The sequence below is a fragment of the Embleya sp. NPDC005971 genome (assembly GCF_040629175.1).
Taxonomy (GTDB): Bacteria; Actinomycetota; Actinomycetes; order Streptomycetales; family Streptomycetaceae; genus Embleya.
Window position 1 is genome coordinate 75,841 of record NZ_JBEXUX010000022.1, and the last position, 25,459, is coordinate 101,299.

The 25,459-nt window shown below is 71.5% G+C and carries 22 protein-coding genes; 13 read left to right on the forward strand and 9 right to left on the reverse strand.

Annotated elements, in window-relative coordinates; genetic code table 11:
* Positions 1-12: 12 nt before the first annotated feature.
* Positions 13-2,196: an efflux RND transporter permease subunit gene (locus ABZ374_RS20835; protein ID WP_360313090.1), complete on the reverse strand. Its 2,184-nt coding sequence runs from the start codon at positions 2,194-2,196 to the stop codon at positions 13-15.
* Positions 2,197-2,333: 137 nt separating this feature from the next.
* Between ABZ374_RS20835 and ABZ374_RS20840 the strand changes: the two genes are divergently transcribed.
* From ABZ374_RS20840 to ABZ374_RS20855, 4 genes are all read left to right on the forward strand, one after another.
* Positions 2,334-3,023 (forward strand): TetR/AcrR family transcriptional regulator, encoded by a 690-nt coding sequence (locus ABZ374_RS20840; RefSeq protein WP_360313092.1) that lies wholly within the window; start codon positions 2,334-2,336, stop codon positions 3,021-3,023.
* Between the two features lie 74 nt (positions 3,024-3,097).
* Positions 3,098-3,850, forward strand: coding sequence for an SDR family NAD(P)-dependent oxidoreductase (locus ABZ374_RS20845; RefSeq protein ID WP_360313094.1), 753 nt, complete (start codon positions 3,098-3,100; stop codon positions 3,848-3,850).
* A gap of 141 nt (positions 3,851-3,991) precedes the next feature.
* Entirely contained in the window at positions 3,992-5,032 is a 1,041-nt protein-coding gene (locus tag ABZ374_RS20850; protein WP_360313096.1) for an NAD(P)-dependent alcohol dehydrogenase, read from the forward strand.
* A gap of 91 nt (positions 5,033-5,123) precedes the next feature.
* On the forward strand, positions 5,124-5,474 hold the full coding sequence (locus ABZ374_RS20855) for a tetratricopeptide repeat protein (protein WP_360313098.1): 351 nt from the start codon (positions 5,124-5,126) through the stop codon (positions 5,472-5,474).
* Between the two features lie 8 nt (positions 5,475-5,482).
* Here the strand turns inward: ABZ374_RS20855 and ABZ374_RS20860 are convergent, their stop codons facing one another.
* The 3 genes from ABZ374_RS20860 to ABZ374_RS20870 all read right to left on the reverse strand — a co-directional run bounded on the left by ABZ374_RS20860 (position 5,483) and on the right by ABZ374_RS20870 (position 8,305).
* On the reverse strand, positions 5,483-6,157 hold the full coding sequence (locus ABZ374_RS20860) for a lysoplasmalogenase (protein ID WP_360313100.1): 675 nt from the start codon (positions 6,155-6,157) through the stop codon (positions 5,483-5,485).
* Positions 6,154-7,014, reverse strand: a complete 861-nt coding sequence (locus ABZ374_RS20865) for a sterol desaturase family protein (RefSeq protein ID WP_360313102.1) — start codon at positions 7,012-7,014, stop codon at positions 6,154-6,156. Before ABZ374_RS20865 ends, ABZ374_RS20860 begins: the two co-directional genes overlap by 4 nt.
* Before the next feature lie 178 nt (positions 7,015-7,192).
* Complete coding sequence (locus tag ABZ374_RS20870) at positions 7,193-8,305, reverse strand: PRC and DUF2382 domain-containing protein (RefSeq protein ID WP_360313104.1); 1,113 nt, start codon at positions 8,303-8,305, stop codon at positions 7,193-7,195.
* A gap of 341 nt (positions 8,306-8,646) precedes the next feature.
* Between ABZ374_RS20870 and ABZ374_RS20875 the strand changes: the two genes are divergently transcribed.
* Entirely contained in the window at positions 8,647-9,108 is a 462-nt protein-coding gene (locus tag ABZ374_RS20875) for a GNAT family N-acetyltransferase (RefSeq protein WP_360313106.1), read from the forward strand.
* Positions 9,109-9,112: 4 nt separating this feature from the next.
* Here the strand turns inward: ABZ374_RS20875 and ABZ374_RS20880 are convergent, their stop codons facing one another.
* On the reverse strand, positions 9,113-9,349 hold the full coding sequence (locus ABZ374_RS20880) for a hypothetical protein (RefSeq protein WP_360313108.1): 237 nt from the start codon (positions 9,347-9,349) through the stop codon (positions 9,113-9,115).
* A gap of 473 nt (positions 9,350-9,822) precedes the next feature.
* On the opposite strand from ABZ374_RS20880, the gene ABZ374_RS20885 reads away from it, so the two are divergent.
* The gene (locus tag ABZ374_RS20885) at positions 9,823-11,595 is read left to right on the forward strand and encodes a hypothetical protein (RefSeq protein WP_360313109.1); all 1,773 of its coding nucleotides are present in this window, start codon (positions 9,823-9,825) and stop codon (positions 11,593-11,595) included.
* Here ABZ374_RS20885 and ABZ374_RS20890 read toward each other — a convergent pair.
* Positions 11,519-12,472, reverse strand: a complete 954-nt coding sequence (locus tag ABZ374_RS20890; RefSeq protein WP_360313111.1) for an A/G-specific adenine glycosylase — start codon at positions 12,470-12,472, stop codon at positions 11,519-11,521. The two genes, ABZ374_RS20885 and ABZ374_RS20890, sit on opposite strands and share 77 nt — an antisense overlap.
* Positions 12,473-12,653: 181 nt before the next feature.
* Here ABZ374_RS20890 and ABZ374_RS20895 point away from each other — a divergent pair, with 181 nt between their 5' ends.
* Positions 12,654-13,496: a hypothetical protein gene (locus ABZ374_RS20895; RefSeq protein WP_360313113.1), complete on the forward strand. Its 843-nt coding sequence runs from the start codon at positions 12,654-12,656 to the stop codon at positions 13,494-13,496.
* Between the two features lie 75 nt (positions 13,497-13,571).
* Here ABZ374_RS20895 and disA read toward each other — a convergent pair whose 3' ends face one another.
* Together disA and radA are read right to left on the reverse strand one after the other, a co-directional pair.
* Entirely contained in the window at positions 13,572-14,681 is a 1,110-nt protein-coding gene (disA, locus tag ABZ374_RS20900) for a DNA integrity scanning diadenylate cyclase DisA (protein ID WP_360313115.1), read from the reverse strand.
* 346 nt (positions 14,682-15,027) lie between these two features.
* Positions 15,028-16,419: a DNA repair protein RadA gene (radA, locus tag ABZ374_RS20905; protein ID WP_360313117.1), complete on the reverse strand. Its 1,392-nt coding sequence runs from the start codon at positions 16,417-16,419 to the stop codon at positions 15,028-15,030.
* 133 nt (positions 16,420-16,552) lie between these two features.
* On the opposite strand from radA, the gene ABZ374_RS20910 reads away from it, so the two are divergent.
* Complete coding sequence (locus tag ABZ374_RS20910) at positions 16,553-18,040, forward strand: hypothetical protein (RefSeq protein WP_360313119.1); 1,488 nt, start codon at positions 16,553-16,555, stop codon at positions 18,038-18,040.
* Positions 18,041-18,157: 117 nt separating this feature from the next.
* On the forward strand, positions 18,158-19,801 hold the full coding sequence (locus ABZ374_RS20915; RefSeq protein ID WP_360313121.1) for a hypothetical protein: 1,644 nt from the start codon (positions 18,158-18,160) through the stop codon (positions 19,799-19,801).
* A gap of 37 nt (positions 19,802-19,838) precedes the next feature.
* Here ABZ374_RS20915 and ABZ374_RS20920 read toward each other — a convergent pair whose 3' ends face one another.
* Positions 19,839-20,579, reverse strand: a complete 741-nt coding sequence (locus tag ABZ374_RS20920) for a hypothetical protein (protein WP_360313123.1) — start codon at positions 20,577-20,579, stop codon at positions 19,839-19,841.
* A 106-nt stretch (positions 20,580-20,685) separates the two neighbouring features.
* Here ABZ374_RS20920 and ABZ374_RS20925 point away from each other — a divergent pair, with 106 nt between their 5' ends.
* The 4 genes from ABZ374_RS20925 to ilvD all read left to right on the forward strand — a co-directional run bounded on the left by ABZ374_RS20925 (position 20,686) and on the right by ilvD (position 25,242).
* Positions 20,686-21,612: a Ppx/GppA phosphatase family protein gene (locus ABZ374_RS20925; protein WP_360313125.1), complete on the forward strand. Its 927-nt coding sequence runs from the start codon at positions 20,686-20,688 to the stop codon at positions 21,610-21,612.
* Positions 21,613-21,803: 191 nt separating this feature from the next.
* Positions 21,804-22,634: a sugar phosphate isomerase/epimerase gene (locus ABZ374_RS20930; protein ID WP_360313216.1), complete on the forward strand. Its 831-nt coding sequence runs from the start codon at positions 21,804-21,806 to the stop codon at positions 22,632-22,634.
* A complete protein-coding gene (locus ABZ374_RS20935) occupies positions 22,627-23,241 on the forward strand; it encodes a TetR family transcriptional regulator (protein ID WP_360313127.1) in 615 nt (204 codons plus the stop codon). Before ABZ374_RS20930 ends, ABZ374_RS20935 begins: the two co-directional genes overlap by 8 nt.
* 147 nt (positions 23,242-23,388) lie before the next feature.
* Positions 23,389-25,242, forward strand: a complete 1,854-nt coding sequence (gene ilvD / locus ABZ374_RS20940; protein WP_360313129.1) for a dihydroxy-acid dehydratase — start codon at positions 23,389-23,391, stop codon at positions 25,240-25,242.
* The last annotated feature ends 217 nt before the right edge of the window (positions 25,243-25,459 follow it).

The following is a 25,459-nucleotide window of genomic DNA, read 5'->3' on the forward strand; positions in this document are numbered from 1 at the left end:
TGGGGCGCCGGATCAGTGCACGCCGTCGGTGATCTGCTCGTCGGCTCGGCCTGCCGCTTCGGATCGCGCCGGCGGCACCGACTCGGCCGACTCGCGCAGGCCCACCCGGGCGTGCACCCGGCGCAGGAACCGCGGCGCGTACCAGGCGTGCCGGCCCAGCACGCGCATCGCGGCCGGCACCAGGATGCCCCGGACCAGGGTCGCGTCCAGCAGGATCGCCAGGGCCGCACCGAAGCCGAAGAGCTGCAGGAAGCTCACGCTGCTGGTCAGGAACGCCACGAAGGTCACCGCGAGCAGCGCCGCGGCGGTGGTGACGATCCGTCCGGTGCGTCCCAGCCCCTGCCGGACCGCGTCCTCGTCGGACGCCCCGGCGTCGTGCAGTTCCTTGATCCGGCTGGTCACGAACACCTCGTAGTCCATCGACAGTGCGAACGCGATGCAGAACAGCAGCACCGTCATCGAGGTGTCCATGGGCAGCGGGGTGAAGCCGAGCAGGTCGGCGAGATGCCCGTCCTGGAAGACCCACACGGTGATGCCGACCGCGGCCATGATGCTGATCCCGTTCAGGAGCAACGCGCGCAGCGGTTGCAGGATGCTTCCGGTGAACAGGAACAGCAGCACGAACGTACTGAGCACGATCAGCCCGAAGGCGAGCGGCAGCCGGTCGCCGATCGAGGTCTTGGTGTCGACCAGGCGCGCGTCCGTACCGCCGACCAGGGCCTCGGTGCGGTCCGGTGCGGGGACCGCCCGGACGTCGCGGACCAGGTCCTGGGCGGCGTCCGACTTGGCGGGCAGCGTGGTGATCACCGAGAGCAGGCGCGCGTCGGGTCGGATCCGGTCCGGTCCGGCGGTGTCCACCCGGGTCACGCCCGGCAGCGCGGCGAGCCGGCCCGCGTAGGCGTCCACCGGGGCCTGGGCGCCGGTGCCGAGCAGCACCACGTCCAGCGAGCGGGTGTCGTCGAGGCTGTAGTCCGCGCGCAGCGTGTCGCCGACCTGACGGGCCTCGGTGCTCGTCGGCAGGACCCGTTCGTCGGGCGTGCCGAACTTGACCCCGAGCAGCGGCGAGGCGGCCACCAGCAGCACCGCCAGCACCGGCAGCGCGGTGAGCGCGGGCCGCCTGGTGACGAAGCCGGCCAGCCGCGACCACACCGGCGCCTCGCCGCCCTGGACGCCTCGCACGCCCTTGATCCGCATCGACTCCACGCGCGGTCCGAGCACGGTCAGCAGGGCCGGTGCGATGATCAGCGCGGCGAGCGCGGAGATGATCACCACGCCGATCCCCGCGTACGCGAACGAGCGCAGGAAGTACTGCGGGAAGACCAGCAGTACGGCGAGCGCGGCGGCCACCGTCGCGGCGGAGAACAGGATGGTCCGCCCGGCGGTACGCAGTGTGCCCACCACCGCGTCGTGCAGATCGTGCCCCGCGTGCAGCAACTCGCGGTGTCGGGCCACGATCAGCAGCGCGTAGTCGATCGCCAGGCCCAGGCCCAGGGCCGTGGTCAGGTTGATCGAGAAGATCGACACGTCGGTCAGGCTGCCGAGAACGAACAACTCGGCGAAGGTGCCCATGATCGCGATGAACCCGATCACGAGCGGGACCAAGGCCGCGATCAGACTGCCGAAGGCGAGCACGAGCAGCAGCATGGTCAGCGGTATCGCGATCGACTCGGCGATCGCCAGGCTCTTGCCGACCTGTCCGTTGACCGCCGGTCCGATCGAGGCTTCACCGCCGATCCGGACCTTGAGCGGGCTGTCCGGGGGCAGTTGCGCGGCCTTGGGCAACTCGCTGACGTCGTCCTCGACCGAATGGGCGACGAGCAGTGCGCCGCGGCCCCCGTCGGCCTTGAGTCCGGGCGCGTTGGTGGTCCAGTAGGAGACCACCTGGTCGAAGCCGGGGGCGGCCGCGAGGGATGCGGTGAGGCGCCGGCCGGCCTCCGCGACGGCCGGTGCGTCGACGTTCGAGCCGTCCTTGGCGCGGACCTCGACCACCAGGTTGGGTCGGCCGCCGAAGGTGTGCTTGATCTCGTCCTGGGCCCGGGTGGAGGCCGAATCCGGTGCGTCGAACCCGCCCGACTGGAGCTTGCCGAAGGCACCGAAGCCGACCCCGGCCGAGACGAGCAACAACAACGTGCCGACCACGAGCACGGCGCGTGCTCGGCGGAATACGAGATCCCCTAGTCGTTCGAGCATGATCATCGACCTTCCATGTGGTCCGTGGGGAGACGGGTGCCGGAGCCGGAGACATCATGTTGACGGCGATAACAATGTTTGCATTGATAACTTGGCATTGAATGTGCGCAGTGTCAACATGGGGCTGGATCGAACGGAGAACCATGGCAAGCGAGCAAGCCGCCGGCACCTCGGGTCGTCGCGGATACCACCACGGCGACCTGCGCAACGCGCTGACCGAGGCCGCGGTGGAACGGGCCCGGGCCGGCGGCCCGCAGGCGATCGTGTTGCGCGAGGCGGCGCGCGCGACGGGGGTGTCCTCCACCGCCGCCTACCGGCACTTCGCCAACCATCACGAGTTGGTCGTGGCGGTCAAGGATCGCGGTCTGGCGATGCTCGCGGCGACGATGCGGGCCGAATTGGCCGCGGGCGAGCCGTGTGCGGATCCGGGCGACGAGGCGCTGCGTCGGCTGCGGGCGGCGGGGCTGGGCTACGTGCGCTTCGCGTTCGCCGAGCCCGGCCTGTTCCGGACCATCTTCCACGGTGCCGCCGAGGGCGAGCCGCTGATCGGCCGTCGGCAGGCGGCCCGGGCGGCGGGCGAGGACGACGGGCATCTGCCCGGCACGCCGGACGAATCGGAGGAGTCCTACTCGCTGATGTCCCAGGCGCTGGACGAACTGGTCGTGCTCGGTCGTCTCCCGGCCGAACGGCGCGAGTACTCCGACGTGGTGATGTGGTCCGCCGTGCACGGGTTGAGCGTGTTGTTGCTGGACACCGAATTGGCCCATCTCCCGGACGAGACCAAGGCGGACATCGTCCGGCGCGGCATCGACGTGGCCCTGAACGGCCTGTGAGACCGGTCGCGGCCGTCCCCCATTAGGTCCCGTCCGACGGGCGCCGGCGCTCGCCCGCTCGCAGGATCGAAGGCATGAGCGCCGACTTCGCGACCAGGACCGCCATCGTCACCGGAGCCGCCTCGGGCATCGGCGCCGCGATCGCCCGCCGACTCGCCGCCGACGGCGCGAACGTCGTGGTCGCCGACCTCGACGACGACGGCGCGGCCCGGGTCGCCGCCGAGATCACCGAGGCCGGCGGCACCGCCCGGGGGATGCGGGTGGACGTGGCCGAACCGCAGTCCTGCGCGGCGCTCGTGCGCGCGGCGGTGGAGGCGTTCGGCGGGCTGCACCTGGCGGTGAACAACGCGGGCATCACCGGCCCGCACGCGCACACCGGCGAGTACCCGACGGACGGGTGGCGCAAGGTGATCGAGATCAACCTGAGCGGTGTCTTCTACGGGATGCGCCACCAGATTCCGGCGATGCTGGAGTCCGGTGGCGGCGCGATCGTCAACATGGCCTCGATCCTGTCCTCGGTCGGCTTCCCGAACGCGGTCGGCTACGTGGCCGCCAAACACGGCGTGCTGGGCCTGACCAAGACCGCCGCGATCGAGTACGCGCAGCAGGGGATCCGGATCAACGCGGTCGGCCCGGGCTTCATCGAGACCCCGCTGCTGAAGGAATCCGACGCCGAGGCGCACGCCGCGCTGGCCAGGCTGCACCCGATGGGCCGACTCGGCACGGTCGAGGAGGTGACCGAGCCGGTCGCCTTCCTGCTCTCCGATCGGGCCGCCTTCGTGACCGGCAGTTACCACCTGGTGGACGGCGGCTACACCGCGCCGTAGCGCGGGTCCGCGGATACCCCGCCCGGGTAATCCATTCGGTTGGTGAGTAATAGCCTCACCATTGACGTCGCCGGCCCACCGTGCCACCCGGGCATCACTCGTGTATCACACGGGGCCGGTACGCCGGAAAGGGAGAAACCCATGAAGGCCGTCCAATACGTCGAGTTCGGCAAGCCGGTCGAGGTGCGGGAGATCCCCGCGCCCGAACCGGGCCCCGGGCAGGTGCTGCTGAAGGTCACCGCCGGCGGTGTCTGTCACTCCGACATCTTCGTGATGAGTCAACCGACCGGAACCTTCGGTCCCGACGCCCCGCTCACCCTCGGCCACGAGGGCGCCGGCATCGTGGCCGCGCTCGGCGACGGGGTCACCGGCTTCGCGCTCGGCGACGCGGTCGTCGTCTACGGGCCGTGGGGCTGCGGTGCCTGTCACGCCTGTGCGCAGGGCAAGGAGAACTACTGCACGCGCGCCGGCGAGCTGGGCATCCGACCGCCCGGCCTGGGCGCCCCGGGCGCGCTCGCCGACTACGTGCTGATCGACGACGCCCGGCACCTGGTCCCGATCGGTGACCTGGATCCGGTGCAGACCGTGCCGCTCACCGACGCCGGGCTGACGCCGTACCACGCGATCAAGCGCTCGCTGGACAAGCTCTACGCGGGAAGCACCACCGTGGTCCTGGGCGTCGGCGGCCTGGGCCACATCGGCGTGCAGCTCCTGCGCGCGTTGTCCGCGACCCGGGTGATCGCCCTGGACGTGAGCGAGGACAAGCTGGAGCTGGCCCGCGCCTCGGGTGCGCATCTGGCGATCAGGTCCGACGACAAGGCCGCCGGGATCGTCCGCGAGGCCACCGACGGCCTCGGCGCGCAGCTCGTGCTCGACTTCGCCGGTGTGCAGCCCACCGTCGACCTGGCCGCGAAGTGCGCCGCCACGGAGGGCGACCTGACCATCGTCGGCATCGGCGGCGGCACCCTCCCGGTCGGCTTCGGCCTGCTCCCGTACGAGTGCTCGGTCAGCACGCCCTACTGGGGCACCCGCACCGAACTGATCGAGCTGATCGAGCTGGCCCGGCACGGCGGGGTGAGCGCGCACGTGGAGCAGTTCCCGCTCGACCAGGCCGCCGACGTCTACGACCGGCTGCACCACGGCCGGATCAACGGCCGCGCGGTGCTGGTCCCCGGGACCTGACCGGCGCGCGACCGGCTGCGGAATACCTCGACGGGGTATGCGGTTCTGCGAGGTGTCCGACACCGTCACGAGCATCGCGAAGGGAGCCACCGTGACGCTGACCCTGGAGAACTACCGAGTAGCCGAGGAACTGGTCGAGCAACGCGACCCGTTGGGCGCGCTGCGCATCCTGGAGCCGGTGCTGGAGGACGAGCGCGACAACGTGGCCGTGCAGCAACTGGCCGGCCGGGCGTATTTCCTCGCGCTCCGGCTCGGCCGGGCCGAGGCGACGCTGCGGCGGGTGGTCGAACTCGACCCGTGTGACGCATGGGCCACGCACGCACTCGGCCGGACCCTGGAGCGGGCCGGCCGCGGCACCGAGGCCGCGCCGTATCTGCGGCTCGCCGCGGCGATGAACCCGGAGCCGGAGTACACCGCGGCAGCGGCGAGGTACGCCGACTGAGCGAAGACTCAGCCCGAAGAGGCGGCGGAGCGATCCGTCGCCTCTTCGGCGTCCGGGCGCGCGAACGGCCAGGCCGCCCAGGTGAGCGCGAGGAGCAACTGGGCGGCCACGTAGGTGGGCATCACCACCGCGTCCTGACCGGGCACCAGGTCCACGTCGGCGATGCCCAACGCGATCACCGCGTCCGAGAGCAGGAACAACGCGCCGCCGAGCCCGGTACGCCGGCCCACTCCCGCCGCGTACGCCGCCATCGCGGTGAGCAGCAGGCTGTAGCCGAGCACCGGCACCAGCAGTTCGTCCAGCCCGCGCCACACCAGCGCCATCATCGCGCCCCACGCGAGCAGGTACCCGAGCGCCCGACGCGGCGAAAGCGTGCCGCCCAGGCGCCGAAAGGCCAGGAGATAGCAGACGTGCCCGACCGCGAACCCGGCCATCCCGATCATGAAGGCCGCGTCGTGGTCCACGAGCAGCCCGACGTCACCGACGAACCCGCCCGCCAGTGCGCCGATCGGCAGCCCCGCGCGCCTCGCATCGGGTCGTGCCGCCACCCACACGAAGGCGATCAGCACCGGCATCAGCAGCGTCTTGCTCACCCAGCGCGGCCCGTCCACGCCACTCGCGGCGAAAACCGTGTCGGCGACGCCCAGGGTCAGGTAGGCCGCGAGCAGCGCGCGTGCCCTCACGCGCCGGCCCGGGCGCCGGCGGGCGGGGCGATCGCCTCGGTCGCGGGCTGCCAGCCCGGCCCGCGCAACACCCGGCCGAACCGCACCCGCCAGGTGCTCGCGGCCCGGACGTCGCGTGCGATGGCCGCGTATTCGTGGAAGGCCACCCGCAGCGGGTTGTAGGTGCCGATGTTCTTGGTGAGCCCGTAGTCCACCGGTTCGCCCTCGGGCTCGAAGCTGCGGAACAGCCGGTCCCACAGGATCAGGATGCCGCCGTAGTTGCGGTCCAGGTACTGCCGGTTCGAACCGTGGTGCACGCGGTGGTGGGAGGGCGTGTTGAAGACGTACTCGATCGGCTTCCAGAGCTTGTCGATCCGCTCGGTGTGGATCCAGAACTGGTACAGCAGGTTGATCGAGAAGGACGTGATCACCATGGCCGGCGGGAAACCGAGCAGCAACATCGGCCCGATGAACACGATGTGGTGCGCCCCGGTCCAGGTCTGGCGCAGTGCGGTGGAGAGGTTGTAGTGCCGGCTGGAGTGGTGCACGACATGACTGGCCCACAACAACCGGATCTCGTGTCCGGCGCGATGTTCCCAGTAGTAGAAGAAGTCCACGCCGAGGATCACCAGGGCCCAGGCCCACCACGTGTACCCCAGCCGCAGCGGGGTCAGCTCGTGCAGCCCGTCCCAGGCAAGCACGGTGAGCAGCCCCCAACCGAGCCCGACCGCCAGGCTGCCGAGACCCATGGTCAGGCTCGTCGCGGTGTCCTTCACCGCGTACCCGCGCTCGTTGTCGTCGGGGGCGAATCGGTACGACACCCACTCGACGACCAGGAGAAGGGTGAAGACCGGAACGGCGAACACCGTGAGGTCCATGCCTCGGACCCTACTGGCGAGTAACGCCGGGCGGAAGGGGTGATTTACCGCTGATTTTCCACCGGTTTCCCGTGGCCGCGCCGATCGTCCGCCCGACACGGGGCGAAGCCCCCGGCCGCCCTCGGAGGGATGAGCCGGGGGCGATCGGGGGCTTCGCGGGAAGCGGAGCGGAGCGGGCCTAGCCGTGCTTGTTCTTGTCCGCTCGCTCGCCCTTGCCGTCGAGGACCTGCACCTTGTCCCCATCGTGCAATTCGATGCGTTCGCGCCGGACCTCCTCGGTCACCCGCTGCTCGCCCTGCACCTTCTTGGCCACCAGTCGGATGCGCTCCACCGCGACGACCTCCTTGCGGACGACGACCCGTTCGGCGTGCAGCACCATCTCGCGCGAGCTGTCGCGCATGTCCGGGGCGTCGAGCGCGGCGCCGCGGTTGGAGCCGTCGATCGGCTCGCGGACGATCTCCCACTCCTCGTGCGTCACGGGGACGACCTTTTCCACCCGCTCGGTCTCGACCACCTTGCGCAGCGCCACGCGCCCGGTCTCGATCGTCTCCACGTGCACGTCGAGTCGCTCCTCGGAGCGGGTCATCACGTTGTCGGTACCGGCCGCGCCGGACGTCGACGTGGTCCGGGCGGTGCCCGTGCCCATGCCGGTGCCCGTGGCGGTGCCGGCCGCGGGCATGCGGGTCGGGGCCGAGGTCGCCATGCCCGCCTTGGAGTCCGGCCCCATCGCCGGCCGATCGTGCGTCGCGGTGCCGGCCATCCCGGCCGCCGCGCTCGCCGCCGGCGGGTCGTTGGTGCGCACCGACGGATCGTGCTTGCCGGTCAGCTCCTCGAAGCCGTCGTCCGAGCCCGCGAGCTGCGACTTGGACATGTCCTCGCGCCGGTGGGTGCCGGCCGCCCCGGCCGCTCCCGCGGTACCGGCGGCTCCGGCAGCCGCGGCGGTGCCGGTGTCGGTCCCGGTGCGGGTCATGCCGCCGGACGGCGTGACGCTGTAGTGGCGGTAGAGGCGAGCCTCTTCCTCCGGCGAGAGGTGCTCGTCGGTGCCCAGGCTCGGCGCCTCCTTGACGAGTTCCTTGTCGAACGGCACCCGGAGGTCGTCGCCCTGCATGTCGGCCGGACCCAGGGGCACGAAGCTCTCGCGTCCGCCGAACATGCCGGTCTTGACGGTGACCCACTCCGGCTCGCCGGTGCGGTCGTCCAGGTACACCTGGCCGATGGTCCCGATCTTGTTGCCTTCGGAATCGACGATCTTGCGGCCGATCAGTTCCTGTGGAGTGACATTCGTCTTCACGAGCCAACGCTCCTGTTCCCGGCGTCGCGGCGAGGGTGTCGCGACATGGCGGTCGTCGTGTGGGAGCTCCGCTCACCAGCAGACGGCGAATCGGCCGAGGGGACAACCGGAGGCGGCCGGGACGGTGTCCGTCCGGTGCCCGTCGCGGCGCTGTCATCAGCGGGAATGCAACCGGCGCCGACCTGCGGCGGGGCCGGCAGGATTCACCCGAGTGGGTGAGTGACGGGCGGCGCTCGACCGGATATCGAGCGCACTGTTCGGGCTGTTCGCGGCAACCTCGCGCAGGGGTCGGGCCGGCGCGTATCCCGGGGTGGGCCGGTCGGGATTTGTAGGCTCTCGGCATGACCATGACGATCCGCCCGGCGACGGCTCGGGACTTGTCCGGGGTGCTCGCGCTCTACGCCGAGTTCCATCCCCGCGATGTGCCACTGCCGATCGAGGACGCACACCTGATCTGGGCGGACATCGCCACGCAGCGCGGTCGTACGGTGCTGGTCGCGGATCTGGACGGGACCGTCGTCGGCACCGCCGACTGCGTGGTGTTGCCCAATCTCACCCGAGGCGGGCACTCGATCATGTTCGTGGAGAACGTCGTGGTGGCGGCGGCGCGTCGCAGGCTGGGGATCGGTCGCCGGTTGTTGGCCGCGGCCGGCACGCTGGCCGCCGACTCGGGGTGCTACAAGCTGCAAATCCTGGCCGCGGACAACGCCGAGGCACACGAGTTCTACCGGGCCTGCGGCTTCGAGAGCCCGGCTCGGGGCTTCCGCCGCTACCTGCGACCCGTCTCGTCGGACAGGGGCTAGCCGGTCACCTGCCGGTGCGCCAGGGGCCGCCGAGGGAGCCTTCCGGTGGGTCGGTGGGGCCGTTGTGCAGCCAGCCGGTGCCTCGGCAGTGCGGGCAGCGGGTGCCGGCCCAGATCGTCGACACCTCGCGATGCCGACTGCGGTACACCCGGCCGGAGGTGTCCAGGCCGGTGCCCTGGCAACCCATGCATCGGATCGCGTCGCCCGCCGCGGACTCGTGATGTCCGACTTCCTCCGTCACCGGGTCCCCCTTCGATCGGTGTGCGCCCGCGATCGAGCCGTATCGCGTTCCGTAGTGGGCGCGTGTACACCCAGTATTCGCGGGCCGTGCGCCCGGCGCCGGGATTCGGGACACAAAGGTTGTCGGGTCGGGTGCGGGAGTGCGCGTGGGGCGGGCACGGCGGAGCGTCGGGGGGCGCGGTGTTCGGGATCGGGGTCGCCGGGGCGCGCATTGCAATGCTTTTGCCCGGTGGTTTCGTTACGTTGGAAAAGAATTATTGCCGAAATGTCACGCGCTGCGCGGCTTGGCGATACAGTTTTCGATCGAATTGTCGAACGACCATGAGGGGCAATTCGATCGACTATTTCAACGATGATATTATTGCGGCCGATCGGTGTGCGGGACGACAACAGCTCGGGAGCAGGGCGATGGGCGTAGAAAGCGCCTTGGTCGAAAATAATGCGACCGAGGTCACGGGGAATGCCGATCCCGAAATGTCGCGAAAAAGACCGTGGTATCGGCCGGACGCGCGGACCGGATGGGCCCTGGCCGTCGTGCTGGTTCCGGCGCTGTTGCTCGGACTGGCCGCCTTCCGGCGCCGCTGGATCGGTGACGACGGACTGATCTTCGTGCGGGTCTCGCAGCAGATCCTGGACGGGAACGGGCCCAACTTCAATGTCGGCGAGCGGGCCGAGGCGGCCACGTCCACGTTGTGGCCGTGGTTGCTCGCGCTGGTCGGCGGGGTGACCGGGATCGATCTGGTCGCCGTCGCGGTCTACGGCTCACTGCTGTGCGCGGTGGTCGGTCTGGCGATCGCCACGATGGGCACCCGGCGGCTGTACCGCGATCTCCCGGGCGGCGGGTGGCCGCTGCCCGCCGGGGCGTTGGTGATCGCCGCGCTGCCGCCGTTCTGGGACTTCGCCACGTCCGGTCTGGAGATGGGGCTGATCTTCGTCTGGCTGGGCACGAGTTGGACGCTGTTGGCCCGGCTGGACCGGGACAGCTCCCTCGCCCGCCAGGCGTGGACCTCGTTCGCGCTCGGCATGGGCGTACTGGTGCGGCCCGACCTCGCGTTGGGCACGATCGTGTTCGCCGTTGCGGCGTGGTTGCTGCTGCGGCCGACCCCGAAGCGGCTGGCCCTGCTCGCGTTGTGCGGCGGCCTGCTCCCGGTGCTCTACCAGATCTTCCGGATGGGCTACTACGGCGTCCTGTTGCCCAATACGGCGATAGCCAAGGAGGGCACCAAGACCGACATCGGTCGCGGCTGGACCTACTTCGAGGACTACGCGAGCCCGTACAACATCTGGGCGCCGCTGCTGCTCACCGTGGTGGCGGTCGGTCTATTGGTCACCGTGGGCCGTTCGGTCGGCGACTTCGAGCGCTACCGGATCCGGGTGCTGACCGCGACCGCGCTGGTCGTGGGCAGCGTGTTGCTCGGCTATGTGATCGTGGTCGGCGGCGACTTCATGCACGCCCGGCTGCTGCTGCCCGGCACGTTCGCGTTCCTGCTGCCGGTGCTGGTGTTGCCGTTGCAGCGGCTGTACGCGAGCACCGCGGCGGGGCTGGCCGTGTGGTCGGTGGTCTGCGCGGCCTCGATGCGGGTGCCGTACCAGGGCTTCGGTCCGCAGAACATCGAGGACACCCGCTCGTGGTACGTGACCTGGACCGGCGAGCGGAACCCGGTCACCGCGAAGTCCTATCGGGACGCGTTCGTGAAGCGGCTGGAGGGCGTGGGCGTCGAGTGGAAGAAGGACGCCGCGACGCCCGGTGCGCAGTTCGTCTACCTGACCTACTACCACGAGCCCGACAAGTTCTGGATGTTGAACTTCGATTTCCGCTCCGCGCCGCTCAAGTACCACGTCCCGATCACCGACTCGGTGGTCTACGGCGCGCTCGGGCAACCCGCGGTGCTGGTGCCGACCTCGGGTCTGGCGATCGACATCTTCGGCCTGGCGAATCCGCTCGGCGCACACCTGGACCTCGACTATCGGACCCGGTCCGGGCACGACAAGCTGACCTACATCGAATGGATTCTGGCCGACTTCACCCAGCCGGGTACCCCACTGGACCTGCGCAATGTCGATCCGGCCAAGGTCGAGGCGGCCCGGCGGGCATTGAACTGCGGCGGTATTCGCGAACTTCAGGAAGCGACCCGCGAGCCCATGTCGGTATCGCGATTCTGGAAGAACCTCATCGGGTCGCCGGAACGGAACTCGATGCGGATTCCGACGAATCCGATCGAGGCGGAGAAGAAGTACTGCCGCTGAGCGGGCCGGCGGGCAACCGGTACACGCCCGCCGCCAACGGCTCGACCAGCCCGTCCGCGACCAGCCCGTCCAGTGCCCGTGCGCGTTGGACGGGCTCGTCCCATACCGCGTCCAACGCGGCCTGGGACACCGGTTCGGCACTTTCCCGCAGCACCGCGAGCAGGCGACCGCGGACCTGGCGGTCGGTACCCGCGTAGGTCTGGCCGCGTCGGGGCGGGCCCTCGTACGCGGGCTTGCCCGCCAGCCGCCAGGCGCACAGTGCGGCGATCGGACAACCCACGCACTTGGGCGACTTCGCGGTGCACACCAGCGCGCCGAGTTCCATGATCGCCACCGCCCAGGTCGCGGCGCGTTCCGTGTCGGCGGGCAGCAGCGTGGTCGCGGTGCGCCGCTCGGCCGGCGTGGTGGCCTGCGGCGGGTACTCGACGCCGGTGACCGCCCGCCCGATCACTCGGCGCACGTTGGTGTCCAGCACGATGTGCCGTTGCCGGAACGCGAACGAGGCGACGGCCGCGGCGGTGTACTCGCCGACGCCCGGCAGGGCCAGCAGATCGGCGTGTGCGGACGGGACATCGCCGGCGTGGCGCTCGACCATCGCGACGGCCGCGCCGTGCAGCCGCAGAGCGCGGCGCGGGTAGCCGAGTCGGCCCCACATCCGCACCGCCTCGCCCGGCTCGTCGGCGGCCAGCGCGGCCGGCGTGGGCCAGCGGGTCAACCAGGCCCGGTAGACCGGCAACACCCGCGCCACGGGGGTCTGTTGCAGCATGAACTCGCTGACCACCACCGCCCACGCGGATGCGTCGGGGGTGCGCCAGGGCAGATCGCGTTGATTGGCCGAGTACCAGTCGAGGATCGGCTCGTGCAGTGCGTGTGACATCTCTCCCCGATCCTCGCACGTTACGGCGGATCACTCGGGCGAGTGACGGTGGCTTCTGCCCGCAAATGCCGGAATAAGCCTGCGACCAGGGCTTCTTCGGTCGCGACACGCCACGAAATTCCAACGCTTCGGACGGTGTGGCTACACCGGACGGCGTAACGATCTCCCCTAGAGTTTGCCCGTGGACTCGATGCGCCGTCCCGTGGGTCACCTGCCGTCAACCGTGTATTGGCGACGGCGGGTCTTCGTGCTGCTCGCCCTCGCGCTGTTGATCGCGCTGGTGGCCTGGGCATGCACTGCCGGTGGGGACTCCGACGACAAGAAGAACGCCTCGGACAAGAAGCCGATCGCGACCGGAACGGCCTCGCCCGATCCGAGCGCCATCACGCCGGGGCCCAACCCGACCAACGGCGCCAATCCGCCGATCCCGGGCGGTGGTTCCGGCACGCCCGGGGCGGGCACCTCCGGTGCGTCGGCGGGCACGTCCGGCCAGACCGGCGGGCAGGCGGGCCAGAGCGCCGGACAGCCCGGCGGCACGGCCGGCAGCGGCGGCACCACGCCCGGAGGCGGCAAGGCCGCGCCGGCCGGTGGCACCTGGTGCACGCCGAGCATGATCCGGGTGCAGATCCAGCCGGTGGAGTCGGGCAAGAGCGCGTACAACGCCTCGCAGAACGTGGCGCTCAAGCTGATCGTCACCAACCAGACCGGCCCCACCTGCTTCGTCGACCTCGCGCCGGGCCACGCCTACATCGAGGTGCTCTCCGGCAACGACCGGCTGTGGAGCTCGGCCGACTGCGCCGCCGGTGCGGCCACCGACGTGCGCCAGTTGCAGCAGGGCGACGCGCAGGCCGTCTCGATCACCCGCGACTGGTCCTGGACCCGCTCCAACGCCGGACAGTGCGCCACCAACGGCGGGCAGACCAAGGCCGCACCCGCGGACAAGGCCGCCTACCGCGCCAAGGGCACGCTGGCGGGCCTGGAGCCGTCCGGCGAGTTCGTGTTCACCGCGACGGTGGGCAAGTAGCGGGACGACCCGCGTTCGACCACGAGAAGGGCCCCGGCGCACGCGCCGGGGCCCTTCTCGTGTCGTGCGACCGCTCTACACGTAGCGCTCCAGGATCGAGGACTCGGCGAGTCGGGACAGGCCCTCACGCACGCTGCGCGCCCGCGCCTCGCCGACGCCGTCCACGGCCTGGAGGTCGTCGACGCTGGCCGCGAGCAGCTTCTGCAGGCCGCCGAAGTGCTCCACGAGCCGCTCGATCACCACGGGTGGCAGCCGGGGGACCTTGGCGAGCAGTCGGTAGCCGCGCGGGCTGACCGCGGAGTCGAGCACCTCGTGGCCCGACGTGAAGCCGAGCGCGCGGGCCACCGTCTGCAGGTCGAGCAGATCCGCGTGCGCGAGACCGTCGAGCTCGGCGAGCACGTCGGCCTCGGTGCGGCCACGCTTGATCGCCCGCTCGGGCACGTAGTCGCGGGCGACCAGCTTGCGGTCGTCCTCGACGCCCGCGATCAACTCTTCGAGTTGCAGCGAGAGCAGCCGGCCGTCGACGCCCAACTCGGTGACGTAGCCGTCGATCTCGCGGGCGATCAGGCGCACCATCTCCAGCCGCTGGGACACCGCGCACACGTCCCGCACGGTGACCAGGTCCTCGATCTCCAGCGCGGACAGCGTGCCGGACACCTCGTCGAGCCGGAGCTTGTAGCGCTCCAGGGTGGCCAACGCCTGGTTGGCCCGGGACAGGATCGCCGCCGAGTCCTCCAGCACGTGTCGCCTGCCGTTGACGTAGAGCGCGATCAGGCGCATGGACTGGCTCACCGAGACCACCGGGAAGCCGGTCTGTTTGTTGACCCGCTCGGCGGTGCGGTGTCGGGTGCCGGTCTCCTCCGTCGGGATCGACGGGTCCGGGACGAGTTGCACGCCCGCCCGGACGATCTTCGTGCACTCGCGGTCGACCACGACCCCGCCGTCGAGCTTGCACAGCTCGCGCAGTCGGGTCGCGGAGAACTCGACGTCGAGCACGAAGCCGCCCGTGGACAGCGCCTCCACCGTCTTGTCGAAACCAAGCACGATCAGGCCGCCCGTGTTGCCCCGGAGAATGCGCTCCAGGCCGTCGCGCAGGGCGGTGCCCGGGGCCACGGATTGCAGCGCGGCCCTCACGAGGGCCGCGTCGGCACTCGTGCCCTTGTCGGTCCGGTCATTCGTAGCCACAGAACTCCCCGTGGTCGTTGCCATCCTCGGCCGGCCATCGGCCGTCACCCGGGCATTTGCTCCGGTATGCACGGCCGGGAGCGCCTCAGGACCTGCGGTCGACACAGGTCGGCCGCTACGTCGGAAGATCGGTGGAAAAGTCTAGTGCCTCCCGGCCGCCGACCGGTCGCCTTATCCGGCCCGAAGCCGTGTTTCGGCACAGGTCGCGCATGCCGTTCCGCTTGTCGAGTATCTCCGAGGCGACGCTTGGTCACTCCTCGGGGCACGGAAAGTTGTCGGACGGTGCGGAAACCGTCCCGCCGGTGTCCCCTGGACGTCCGCTCCGGGCGGGCCGCGGCGGGCTCGTTCACTCGCGGTCGGACTTGCGCTCGCGCTGCGAGACCAGGTTGAACGCGCGCAACGCCTCGCGGATGTCGGCCACCTCGATCACCTTCATGCCCTTGGGGATCTTGCCCGGGTCCGGCGGCACCAGCGCGTGGGTGAAGCCGAGCCGGAACGCCTCGGCGAGTCGGCGCTGCACGCCGGTGGCCCGGCGGATCTCGCCGGCGAGGCCGACCTCGCCGATGGCGACCAGCTTGGACGGCAGCGGGTGGTCGGCGGCGGCGCCCGCGAGTGCGAGGGCCGCGGCCAGGTCGGCGGCCGGCTCGGTGAGCTTCACGCCGCCGACGGTGGCGGTGTAGATCTCGGTCTTCTCCAGGCGCACCCCGCCGCGCCGCTCCAGGACCGCGAGCACCATGCCCATCCGGGCCGAGTCGAGCCCCGAGGTGGCCCGGCGCGGGGTGGGGATCTGGGACGGCGCCACCAACGCCTGCACCTCGACCACGAGCGGGCGCTTGCCCTCCAGGGTCACCGTGACGCACGTGCCGGAGACCGGCTCCTGGCGCTGGGTCAGGAACAGGCCGCTGGGGTCGGTCAGGCCGGTGATGCCCTCGTCGTGCAGCTCGAAGCAGCCGACCTCGTCCGCCGTGCCGTAGCGGTTCTTGATCGCGCGGACCAGGCGCAGTCGGGCGTGTCGGTCGCCCTCGAAGTGCAGCACGACGTCGACCAGGTGCTCCAGCAGGCGCGGGCCGGCGATCGAGCCGTCCTTGGTGACGTGGCCGACCAGGACGGTGGCGATGTTGCGTTCCTTGGCGATGCGGATCAGCGCGCCGGTGACCTCGCGGATCTGGGACACGCCGCCGGGTGCGCCGTCGATCGCGGGCGAGGCGATGGTCTGCACCGAGTCGACCACGAGCAGCGCGGGTTTGACCGCGTCGACATGGCCGATCAGCGCGGCGAGGTCGGTTTCGGCGGCGAGGTAGAGCTCTTCGTTGAGTGCGCCGATCCGGCCCGCGCGCAGGCGGACCTGGGCGGCGGACTCCTCACCGGTGATGTAGAGCGTGCGCCCGGCGGGCGAGGCGGACTTGCTGGCCACGTCCAGCAGCAGGGTGGACTTGCCGACGCCGGGCTCGCCCGCGAGCAGCACGACCGCGCCCGGGACCAGGCCGCCGCCGAGCACGCGGTCCAGCTCCTCGACGCCGGTGGAGCGGAACTTGGCCGTCTGGACGTCGATCCGGCCGATCGGCAGCGCGGCGGTGGTGACCGGGCCGGCGACGATCGAACGGGCCTTGGGCGCGCCGAACTCCTCGACCGTGCCCCAGGCGTGGCACTCGTTGCAGCGGCCCAGCCATTTCGGCCCGGTCCAGCCGCATTCGGTGCAGCGGTACGACGGGCGATCCTTCGTGGTGGTCCTGGCCATGCCAGGAACGTTAACGGCCCGCGCCGACATCGATCGCCGGCCACCGATCGATCATGGTCGGAATGTCTTGATCCTGTCACCGAGCCGGCAAAGAGATGGTGACCATGGGGCGTTCTCCCTACCGTGAGGCGGCATGGCGGGTGGGGACGTTGCGGGGCAGGGATCCGGTACGACGGACGTGACGGGCGCGGTGCCCGACGCCGTCGCGTTGTACGACGTGCACGGCGACGCCCTGTTCGGGTTCTGCGTGGCGCTGGGCTACGGGCCGGGGGTCGCGGCGCGGGCGGTGCGCGCGACGCTGGCGGCGGCGCCCGAGCGCATCCGGGTGCTGCGCGAGCCGGGCCGGGCCCGGGCGCTGCTGTACGCACTGGCCCGGGCCGAGTGTGCCCGTACGGCGGCCGACCGGCCCGGCCCGGGCGTGGTCCGGCAGGTGTTGGCCGCGGGCGGCGCGTCCTGGAGCGTGCCCGATCGGGAACGACTGGTGCCGCTGGTGCCGTACGCGCTGTGGGCGGTGGACGAGGTCGAGCGCATCGTGCTGGACCTGTCCGTGCGGCATCGTCTGCGGGATCGGGAACTGGCCGATGTGCTGGCGCTGTCCGAGCGGCGGGTGGAACGCGTGCTGGCCCGTGCCCAGGAGCAGTTCGAGCACGCGCTCGCGGTCTACGCGGTGGCCACCCACGCGCGCCGGGACTGCCCCGAACTCGCGCTGCTGCTGCCGGACGCGGGTGCGGCGGTGGACGCGTCGCTGCGCTTGCCCCTGTACCTGCACGTCGACTCGTGCCCGGACTGCCTGGTGTTGCGACCGGGGGAGGTGGACGCGCGGGCGGTGTTGGCCGCCGCGCTCCCGGCCGCGGCGCCGTACTCGATTCGGACCGAGTTGCTCGCGGCCGGGCCGGCGGGTGCGGGTGGCTGGGACGGCGCGGAGCCGGTCGATCGGAGCGGCTTCCCCAAGGGGATGGGCCGGCCGCGTTCGCGGGTGCCGGTCGTGCTGGCGGGTGCGGTGGCCGTGGCGCTGGCGCTCGGCCTGGCCGTGGTGGTGCGACCGGGCGACGGGGACGCGGGCTCGCCGGTCGCGCGGGGCCCGGCCCAGTTGCCGGAACAGCCGGTGGTCGTGCATCCGTCCACGGCTGCCTCGCACCTGCCCGGTGTCGCCACGTCGAGGCCGACCTCGGCGGCGCCGAGTACGCGTGTGGGCAGCGCGAGGCCGACCACCCGCGGCACCAGGAGCGCCAAGCCCACGGCGGCCGGCCCCGTGTCGGCGGCCGCGGTGCCGGTGACCCGGCCGCGGTCGGTGGAGGGGACACAGGGCAATCCGGCGCCGCGGGGCACGCTCGCGTGGTCTCTCGCCTCGGTGGACCTCGACGCGGCCGGTGCCACGCGGACCGTCCGGCTCACCGCCACCGGTGGACCGGTGACGTGGACCGTGGCCATGTCGGAAAATGATTGGCTCACGGTGAGTCCGAAATCGGGGACGCTGGCCAATGGCCAGTCGATATCGATCACGATCTCGGCGAATTCCGACAAGGCACCGGCTGCCACGAGCGCGGTAACCCTCACGGCGAATCCGACGGGTGCTTCGCTCGTGGTGCGTTGGGCCGTCGATCGCGTGGATGTTCGATGAACGAATTCGGCCAAAGGTGACGGACATTCACTCGAAAGTATGATTGTCGACCTCGAAAGGCGTATGAAAGTGCAAATCGCCTGAGTCGACGGGTCTCGGACACCTACGTTCACGAGCGTGACGGATTCGGTAACCGGCCCGGCAACCGCCCCCGGAGGGGCTCCTCGCTTCGCGTCCCCCACCGCGGTGCTCTCGTGGGGACGCGCCGCCTACGACGCCTACGCCGAAGGGCTCTACACCTACTGCCTCTCGGTGCTTCGCGATCACCAGGCGGCGGCGGAGTCGCTGCGCAGCACCTTCGTGCTGGCCGATCGTCACATCGGCCGGCTCCCCGACCTGGATCTGCTCAAACCGTGGTTGTACGCGCTCGCCCGGTACGAGTGCCTGGTCCGGCTGGACGCACACGTGCGGGTGGGCACCGGGCCCGCGCGGCCCGAGGACGTGCGGGTGGTGTGGGCGCACGAGCGCAGCCTGCCGCCGCTGGCCGCGGACGCCGACCTGTTCCCCGGCACCGAGGCGGGGCGGACTCCGGCCCGGCGCGGCGACCTGGACGAACTGGCCTGGCCGGACGCGGTGGGGCTGGTGCCGGAGCAGCGCGAGGCGCTCGAACTGTCCGTCCGGCACGGGCTCGACCCGCGCGGCCTGGCCGCCGTCCTCGGTTGCGACGAACAGCACGCGCGCAGCCTGCTCCTGGCGGCCGGCCGGGAGGTGGACCGGACCCGGGCGGCGATCGCGGGCGCGGAGACCTCGGCCGACTGCCCCGAGGGCCAGGAGCTGGCCACCGGGCGGCTCACCTCCATGCTGCGCGAGCGCCTGATCGGGCACGTCGAGACGTGTCGGCGGTGCGGACCGCAGGTGCGCCGCGCGGTGACCTACCTGGCGCCGACCACGGGCGCGGCGGCGGTGCCGGTGGGGCTCGCGCTGATCGCGCCGCCGGCGGCACTGCGGATCGAGGTGCTGGGCGAGGTCGGCAAGGGGCGCTCGGCCCAGCGGCCGCCGGAGATCGCCCGGCGGGTCGCCGAGTTCGACCGGGCCGGCTTCCCGGTCTTTCGGGCCGGCGTGGTCGAGCGGGGCAATCGCCGCCGGGCCACGGTGATCGCGGCGGTCGTGGTGGCCGCGGTGGTCGCCGCGCCCGCGCTGGCCTTGTGGCAGGCATCGGGCGGATCCGCCGGCGAGTCGGACATCAGGGTGGTCACCATCGCCTCCGCGCGGGTGGAGAGCCCGAGCGGTCGCGCGGTCGCCTCGCCTCCCATCGAGCCGGCCAGGTCGCCGACCACGACGGGCAGCCCCGCCGCCTCGGGAGCACCACACGCCCACGGCTTCGCCCCGCCCCTCTCCGCGGCGGCCCCCGCCTCGCGCGCGTCCGAGGTCGTCGCGCCCGGCATCATCCCGCTGCCGCCGCCCACACCCCAGCCCCTACTGGTCACCGCCACCCACACCGGCGACCACACCCTCATCACACTGCGCAACATCGACTCCACCCCGGTCGACTGGCAGGTCCACCCGTCAGCGCCCTGGCTGCGAACAACCCCCACGCACGGCACGCTGGCCCCGGGCCAACAGGACACCATCACCGTCTCGGTCGACCCGAAACGAGCCCCACACGGCTCCTGGACAGCCAAGGTCCTGATCGCCCCCGGCGCCACGGTAATCACCATCGACGGCACCACAGGCACCACAGGCACCACAGGCACCCCAACCCCCTCCACCCCACCCACGACCCCGCCCCCGACCCGTCCCACCCAGAAACCAACGGGATGAGTCCGACGGGCCGAGCCCCCAGCCGCCCCCAACACCCTCAGTCCGGATCCGCCGGATGCGGTGCAACCACCCGCCCACCCGCCAACCTGGCCTCACAAGCCGTGACCAAGACCGCATAAGCCGCCGCGCCCATCAATTCGCGAAGTTCGGGCCCATAGGACTCGTACACCGGCTCGCCCGCCCCGTGGGCCTCGGTGCTCCCGGTGCACCACCAGTGCAGGTCGTGGCCGCCGGGGCCCCAGCCTCGGCGGTCGTACTCGCCGATCGTCACCATCAGCACGCGGGTCTCGTCCGGGCGGTCGATCCAGTCGTACGTCCGGCGCACCGGCAACTGCCAGCACACGTCCGGCTTGGTCTCCAGCGGGTGCACACCCTCGCGCAGCGCGAGGGCGTGCAGCGAACAGCCGGCGCCGCCGGCGAACCCGGGCCGGTTCAGGAACACGCACGCCCCGTCGACCAGGCGCGTGCGCTTGTCGCCGTCCTCGAACTCGCTGACGCCCTGCTCCATGGCCAGGTCGTGGAACTGCCAGGTCTGCGGCGTCAGCCGTTCGGCCCACGTCAGCACCCGCGTCTCGTCGTCCTCGTCCGACCAGTGCGCGCCCAGCGAGCAGCACCCGTCCGGCGCGCGGCCGGCCACGACGCCGTGGCAACCGGCGCCGAAGATGCACTGCCAACGCGAGGTCAGCCAGGTCAGGTCGCAGCGAAAGAGCTGATCGGCGTCATCGGGGTCGGGGAACTCGAACCAAGCACGCGGAAAATCCAGGTCTACCTCAGGCACGGGACAAGGGTAGGGCTCGGCGCCGGGTGATCCGTCGGGCAAAGGTGTGGCAACCGAGGGAACGCCCCCGCTCGCGCGCCGGGGGCGACGGATTACCTTCGTGACCATGCGACTCGGTGTTCTCGACGTGGGCTCCAATACGGTCCACCTGCTCGTGGTCGACGCCCATCAGGGTGCTCGGCCCCTTCCTGCCTACTCGCACAAGCGCGAACTGCGCCTGGCGGAGCTCTTGGAGCCGGACGGCAGCATCGCCCCACAGGGGGTCGATCTGCTGGTCCGGACGATGGCCGCCGCCCTGGAGGTGGCCGAGGACAAGGGCGTCGAGGACCTGCTGCCGTTCGCCACGTCCGCGGTGCGCGAGGCGGCCAACTCCGAGGCGGTGCTCGATCGGGTGCGCCGCGAGACCGGCGTGGACCTCCAGGTGCTCACCGGCGCCGACGAGGCCCGGCTGACCTTCCTGGCGGTGCGCCGCTGGTTCGGCTGGTCCTCCGGACGCCTGCTGGTGCTCGACATCGGCGGCGGCTCGCTGGAGATCGCGGCCGGCGTGGACGAGGAGCCGGACGCGGCGGCCTCGCTGCCGCTGGGCGCGGGTCGGCTGACCCGGTCCTGGCTGCACACCGACCCGCCCTCGCCGGACGAGATGCGGGTGCTGCGCAAGCACGTACGCGCGGAGATCGCCCGCACGGTCGCCGAGTTCAGCCGGCTCGGTCGGCCCGACCACGTGGTGGCCACGTCCAAGACGTTCAAGCAATTGGCCCGGATCGCCGGCGCGCCGTCCTCGGGCGAGGGCCCCTACGTCAAGCGCTCGCTCAGCCGGGCCGGCCTGGCCGACTGGCTGCCCCGGCTCGCGGCGATGACCGCGAGCGAGCGGGCCGCCCTGCCGGGGGTGTCCGTGGGCCGGGCCCCGCAACTGGTCGCGGGCGCGATAGTGGCCGACGCGGCGTTGGACCTGTTCAACGTGAACGCGCTGGAAGTGTGCCCGTGGGCGCTGCGCGAGGGGATCATCCTGCGTCGGCTGGACTGGATGGACTAGGCCCGGTCCGGCCCGGGTCGTGCGTTCACCCGGATGCCTCGGCCGCCGCCGGGATCACCCGCACCGATGTGTGGGATACCGCCGGGTCGGCGGCCGATGGTTCTACTCTGGGCGACGTGGACGACCACGACATACTCAACGGTACGGGGGCCGACACGTCCGAGGCGCGGGTGCCGGACGCGGTTCCGCGCGTGCCCGACGCGGTGTTGCGCGTGCCGGACGCGAAGATCGCCCTGTCCACCGCGTCCGTCTACCCGGAGTCCACCGCCGACGGTTTCGAGATCGCGGCCCGGCTGGGCTACGACGGGATCGAGGTCATGGTCTCGACCGACCCGGTGAGCCAGGACGTCGAGGCGCTGCGCCGGTTGTCCGATCACCACGGCGTGCCGATCGTGTCCGTGCACGCGCCCTGCCTGCTGATCACCCAGCGGGTGTGGGGGACGGACCCGTGGACCAAGCTGGTGCGCGCGCGGGACGCGGCCGAGCGGCTCGGCGCGAAGACCGTCGTGGTGCATCCGCCGTTTCGTTGGCAGCGCAGCTATGCCCGCGACTTCGTGCGCGGCATCGATCGCATGGCGGGGGAGACCGACGTGCTGTTCGCGGTGGAGAACATGTTCCCGCTGCGCTACCGGGACAAGGAGGTCGCGGCGTACGCGCCGGACTGGGATCCCTCCGACGAGGACTACCGGCACTTCACCCTCGACCTGTCGCACACCGCGACCTCGCGCTCGGACGCGCTGGACATGCTGGCCCGGATGGGCGACCGGCTCGGGCACGTGCACCTGGCCGACGGCAGCGGATCGCTCAAGGACGAACACCTGGTGCCCGGCCGCGGCACCCAACCGTGCGCGGAACTGCTCGAACACCTCGCGCGCACCTCGTTCGCCGGGGCCATCGTGCTGGAGGTCAACACCCGCCGAGCCGCTTCGCGCGCCGAACGCGAGGCGGATCTGGCCGAGGCGCTCGCGTACACCCGGCTGCACCTGGCGGCCGAGGCCGGGGTGGAGCGGCGGCATGGCTGAGGCACGAACCGCCGGCTCGCGGCGTGGTCCGGGCCGACCGCCCGGCCGGCGCGGCGACGCCTCGGCGACGCGCGAGGGCATCCTGGGCGCGGCCCGGGTCGAGTTCGCCGCGCGCGGCTACGCCGGTGCCTCGGTGCGCGCGATCGCCCGTGCCGCAGGGGTGGATCCGGCGCTCGTGCACCACTACTTCGGCCCCAAGGACCGGGTCTTCATCGCCGCGATGGACCTGCCGCTGGAGCCCGAGGCGCTGGTCGCCCGGGTGTTCGCGGCGGGCGTCGAGCAGGCCGGCGAGCGGCTGGCCGAGTCGTTCGTGACGCTGTGGGACCACCCGGACACCGGTCCGCGGCTGCTGGCCATCCTGCGCACCGCGGTCTCCGACGGGGGCAGCCCGGCGTTTCGCGAGTTCGTCGGCGCCGAACTGACCACACGTCTGGCCGAGGGGATCGGCGGCGACGACGGGGCACTGCGGGCGAATCTGTGCGCGAGTCAACTCCTGGGCGTCGCGCTCACCCGCTACGTGCTGGGGCTGGAGCCGATCGCCTCGACGTCGTCGGCCGAGCTGATCGACCGGCTCGCGCCGATCCTCCAGCGCCACCTGAGCGGCTGAGCGCGGCCGGGTCGGGTGGCCTTGGGGCGGATCCGAACAGGCCGGCGACGGGTCGCATGGTGGACGTCCGCGCCGCCCGTCGCGGTCGCGGACGTAAGCTCGAAAGCACCCCGGATCCACCGGTGAATTGCTGAGAGGGTGTGTGCAGTGCCGCAACTCAGGTCTCGGACGGTCACCCACGGTCGCGAAATGGCGGGCGCTCGCGCGCTCCTGATGGCCGCAGGCGTCAAGCGTGAGGACTTCGGCAAGCCGATCATCGCGGTTGCCAACAGCTTCACCGAGTTCGTACCGGGGCACACCCACCTCCAGCCGGTCGGCCGGATCGTGTCCGAGGCGATCTCCGCCGCAGGCGGCATCCCGCGCGAGTTCAACACGATCGCCGTCGACGACGGCATCGCGATGGGCCACTCCGGGATGCTCTACTCGCTGCCCTCGCGCGAGCTGATCGCCGACGCGGTGGAGTACATGGTCAACGCGCACCAGGCGGACGCCATGGTGTGTGTGTCCAACTGCGACAAGATCACCCCCGGCATGCTGATGGCCGCGCTGCGGCTGAACATCCCGGCCGTGTTCGTCTCCGGCGGTCCGATGGAGGCCGGTACCGCGGTCATGGTCGACGGCCGGGTGCGCCCGCACCTGGACCTGATCACCGCGATCGCCGACTCCGCGTCCGACCAGGTCTCCGACGAGGACCTGGAGCGGATCGAGAACGCCGCGTGTCCCACCTGCGGTTCGTGCGCGGGCATGTTCACCGCCAACTCGATGAACTTCCTGGTCGAGGCGATGGGCCTGGCACTGCCGGGCAACGGCTCGGTGCTGGCCACGCACACCGCGCGCAAGGCGCTGTACGAGGACGCGGGCCGCACGGCGGTGGAGATCACCAAGCGCTACTACGAGCAGGACGACGAGAGCGTGCTGCCGCGCAACGTGGCGACCCGGGAGGCGTTCGAGAACGCGATGTCGATGGACATCGCCATGGGCGGCTCGACCAACACCATCCTGCACCTGCTCGCGGCGGCGCAGGAGGCGGAGATGGACTTCACCATGGCCGACATCGACGCGCTCTCGCGGCGCGTGCCGTGTCTGGCCAAGGTGGCGCCGAACAACGCGCCGTACCACGTGGAGGACGTGCACCGCGCGGGCGGTGTGCCCGCGCTGCTCGGCGAGTTGTACCGCGCCGGGCTGCTGCACGAGGACGTGCGCTCGGTGCACACCGACTCGCTGGCCGAGTGGCTCAAGACCTGGGACGTGCGCGGCGGTTCGCCCTCCGCCGAGGCGGTCGAGCTGTTCCACGCCGGGCCCGGCTGCGTGCGCTCGGCCACCGCGTTCAGCCAGTCCGAGCGCTGGGACTCGCTCGACCTGGACGTCGCGGCGGGCTGCATCCGCGACGTCGAGCACGCGTACAGCAAGGACGGCGGCCTGGGCATCCTGTACGGCAACCTCGCCGAGGCGGGCTGCGTGGTCAAGACCGCGGGCGTGGACGAGTCGATCTGGACCTTCTCCGGCCCGGCCGTGGTGGTCGAGTCGCAGGAGGCGGCCGTCGACGCGATCCTGACCAAGCGGGTCAAGGAGGGCGACGTCGTGGTGGTGCGCTACGAGGGTCCCAAGGGCGGTCCGGGCATGCAGGAGATGCTCTACCCGACGTCCTTCCTCAAGGGTCGCGGGCTCGGCGCCAAGTGTGCGCTGATCACCGACGGGCGCTTCTCCGGCGGCACCTCGGGCCTGTCCATCGGGCACGTCTCGCCGGAGGCGGCGGCCGGCGGCACGATCGCGCTGGTCCGGGACGGCGACATCATCACCATCGACATCCCGAACCGGCGGATCGAGCTGGAGGTCTCCTTCGAGGAGCTGGCCGAGCGCCGCGAGCGGCTGCTGCACGACCTGGGCAAGTACCGCCCGGTCGACCGCGACCGCCAGGTCAGCACCGCCCTGAAGGCATACGCGGCGATGGCCACCAGCGCGGACAAGGGCGCCGTGCGCGACGTCTCGATGTTCGACTGACCCCTCACGCCGCACCGATCAACCGCGTTTCACAGGGCGCCCCGGCCACGGCCGGGGCGCCCTGACGCGTTATCGGCCCACCATCGCGGTGAACACGGACTCGCCGGACGGCTCCGGGTCCGGGAGACCTCGCCCGTTCCGCCCCCGCCGAGCCGTTCGAGCACCTCGCACGGTCCGCTGCGCGTCAGGTGGGGTGCCCTCGTCGCCGACCGGGGGA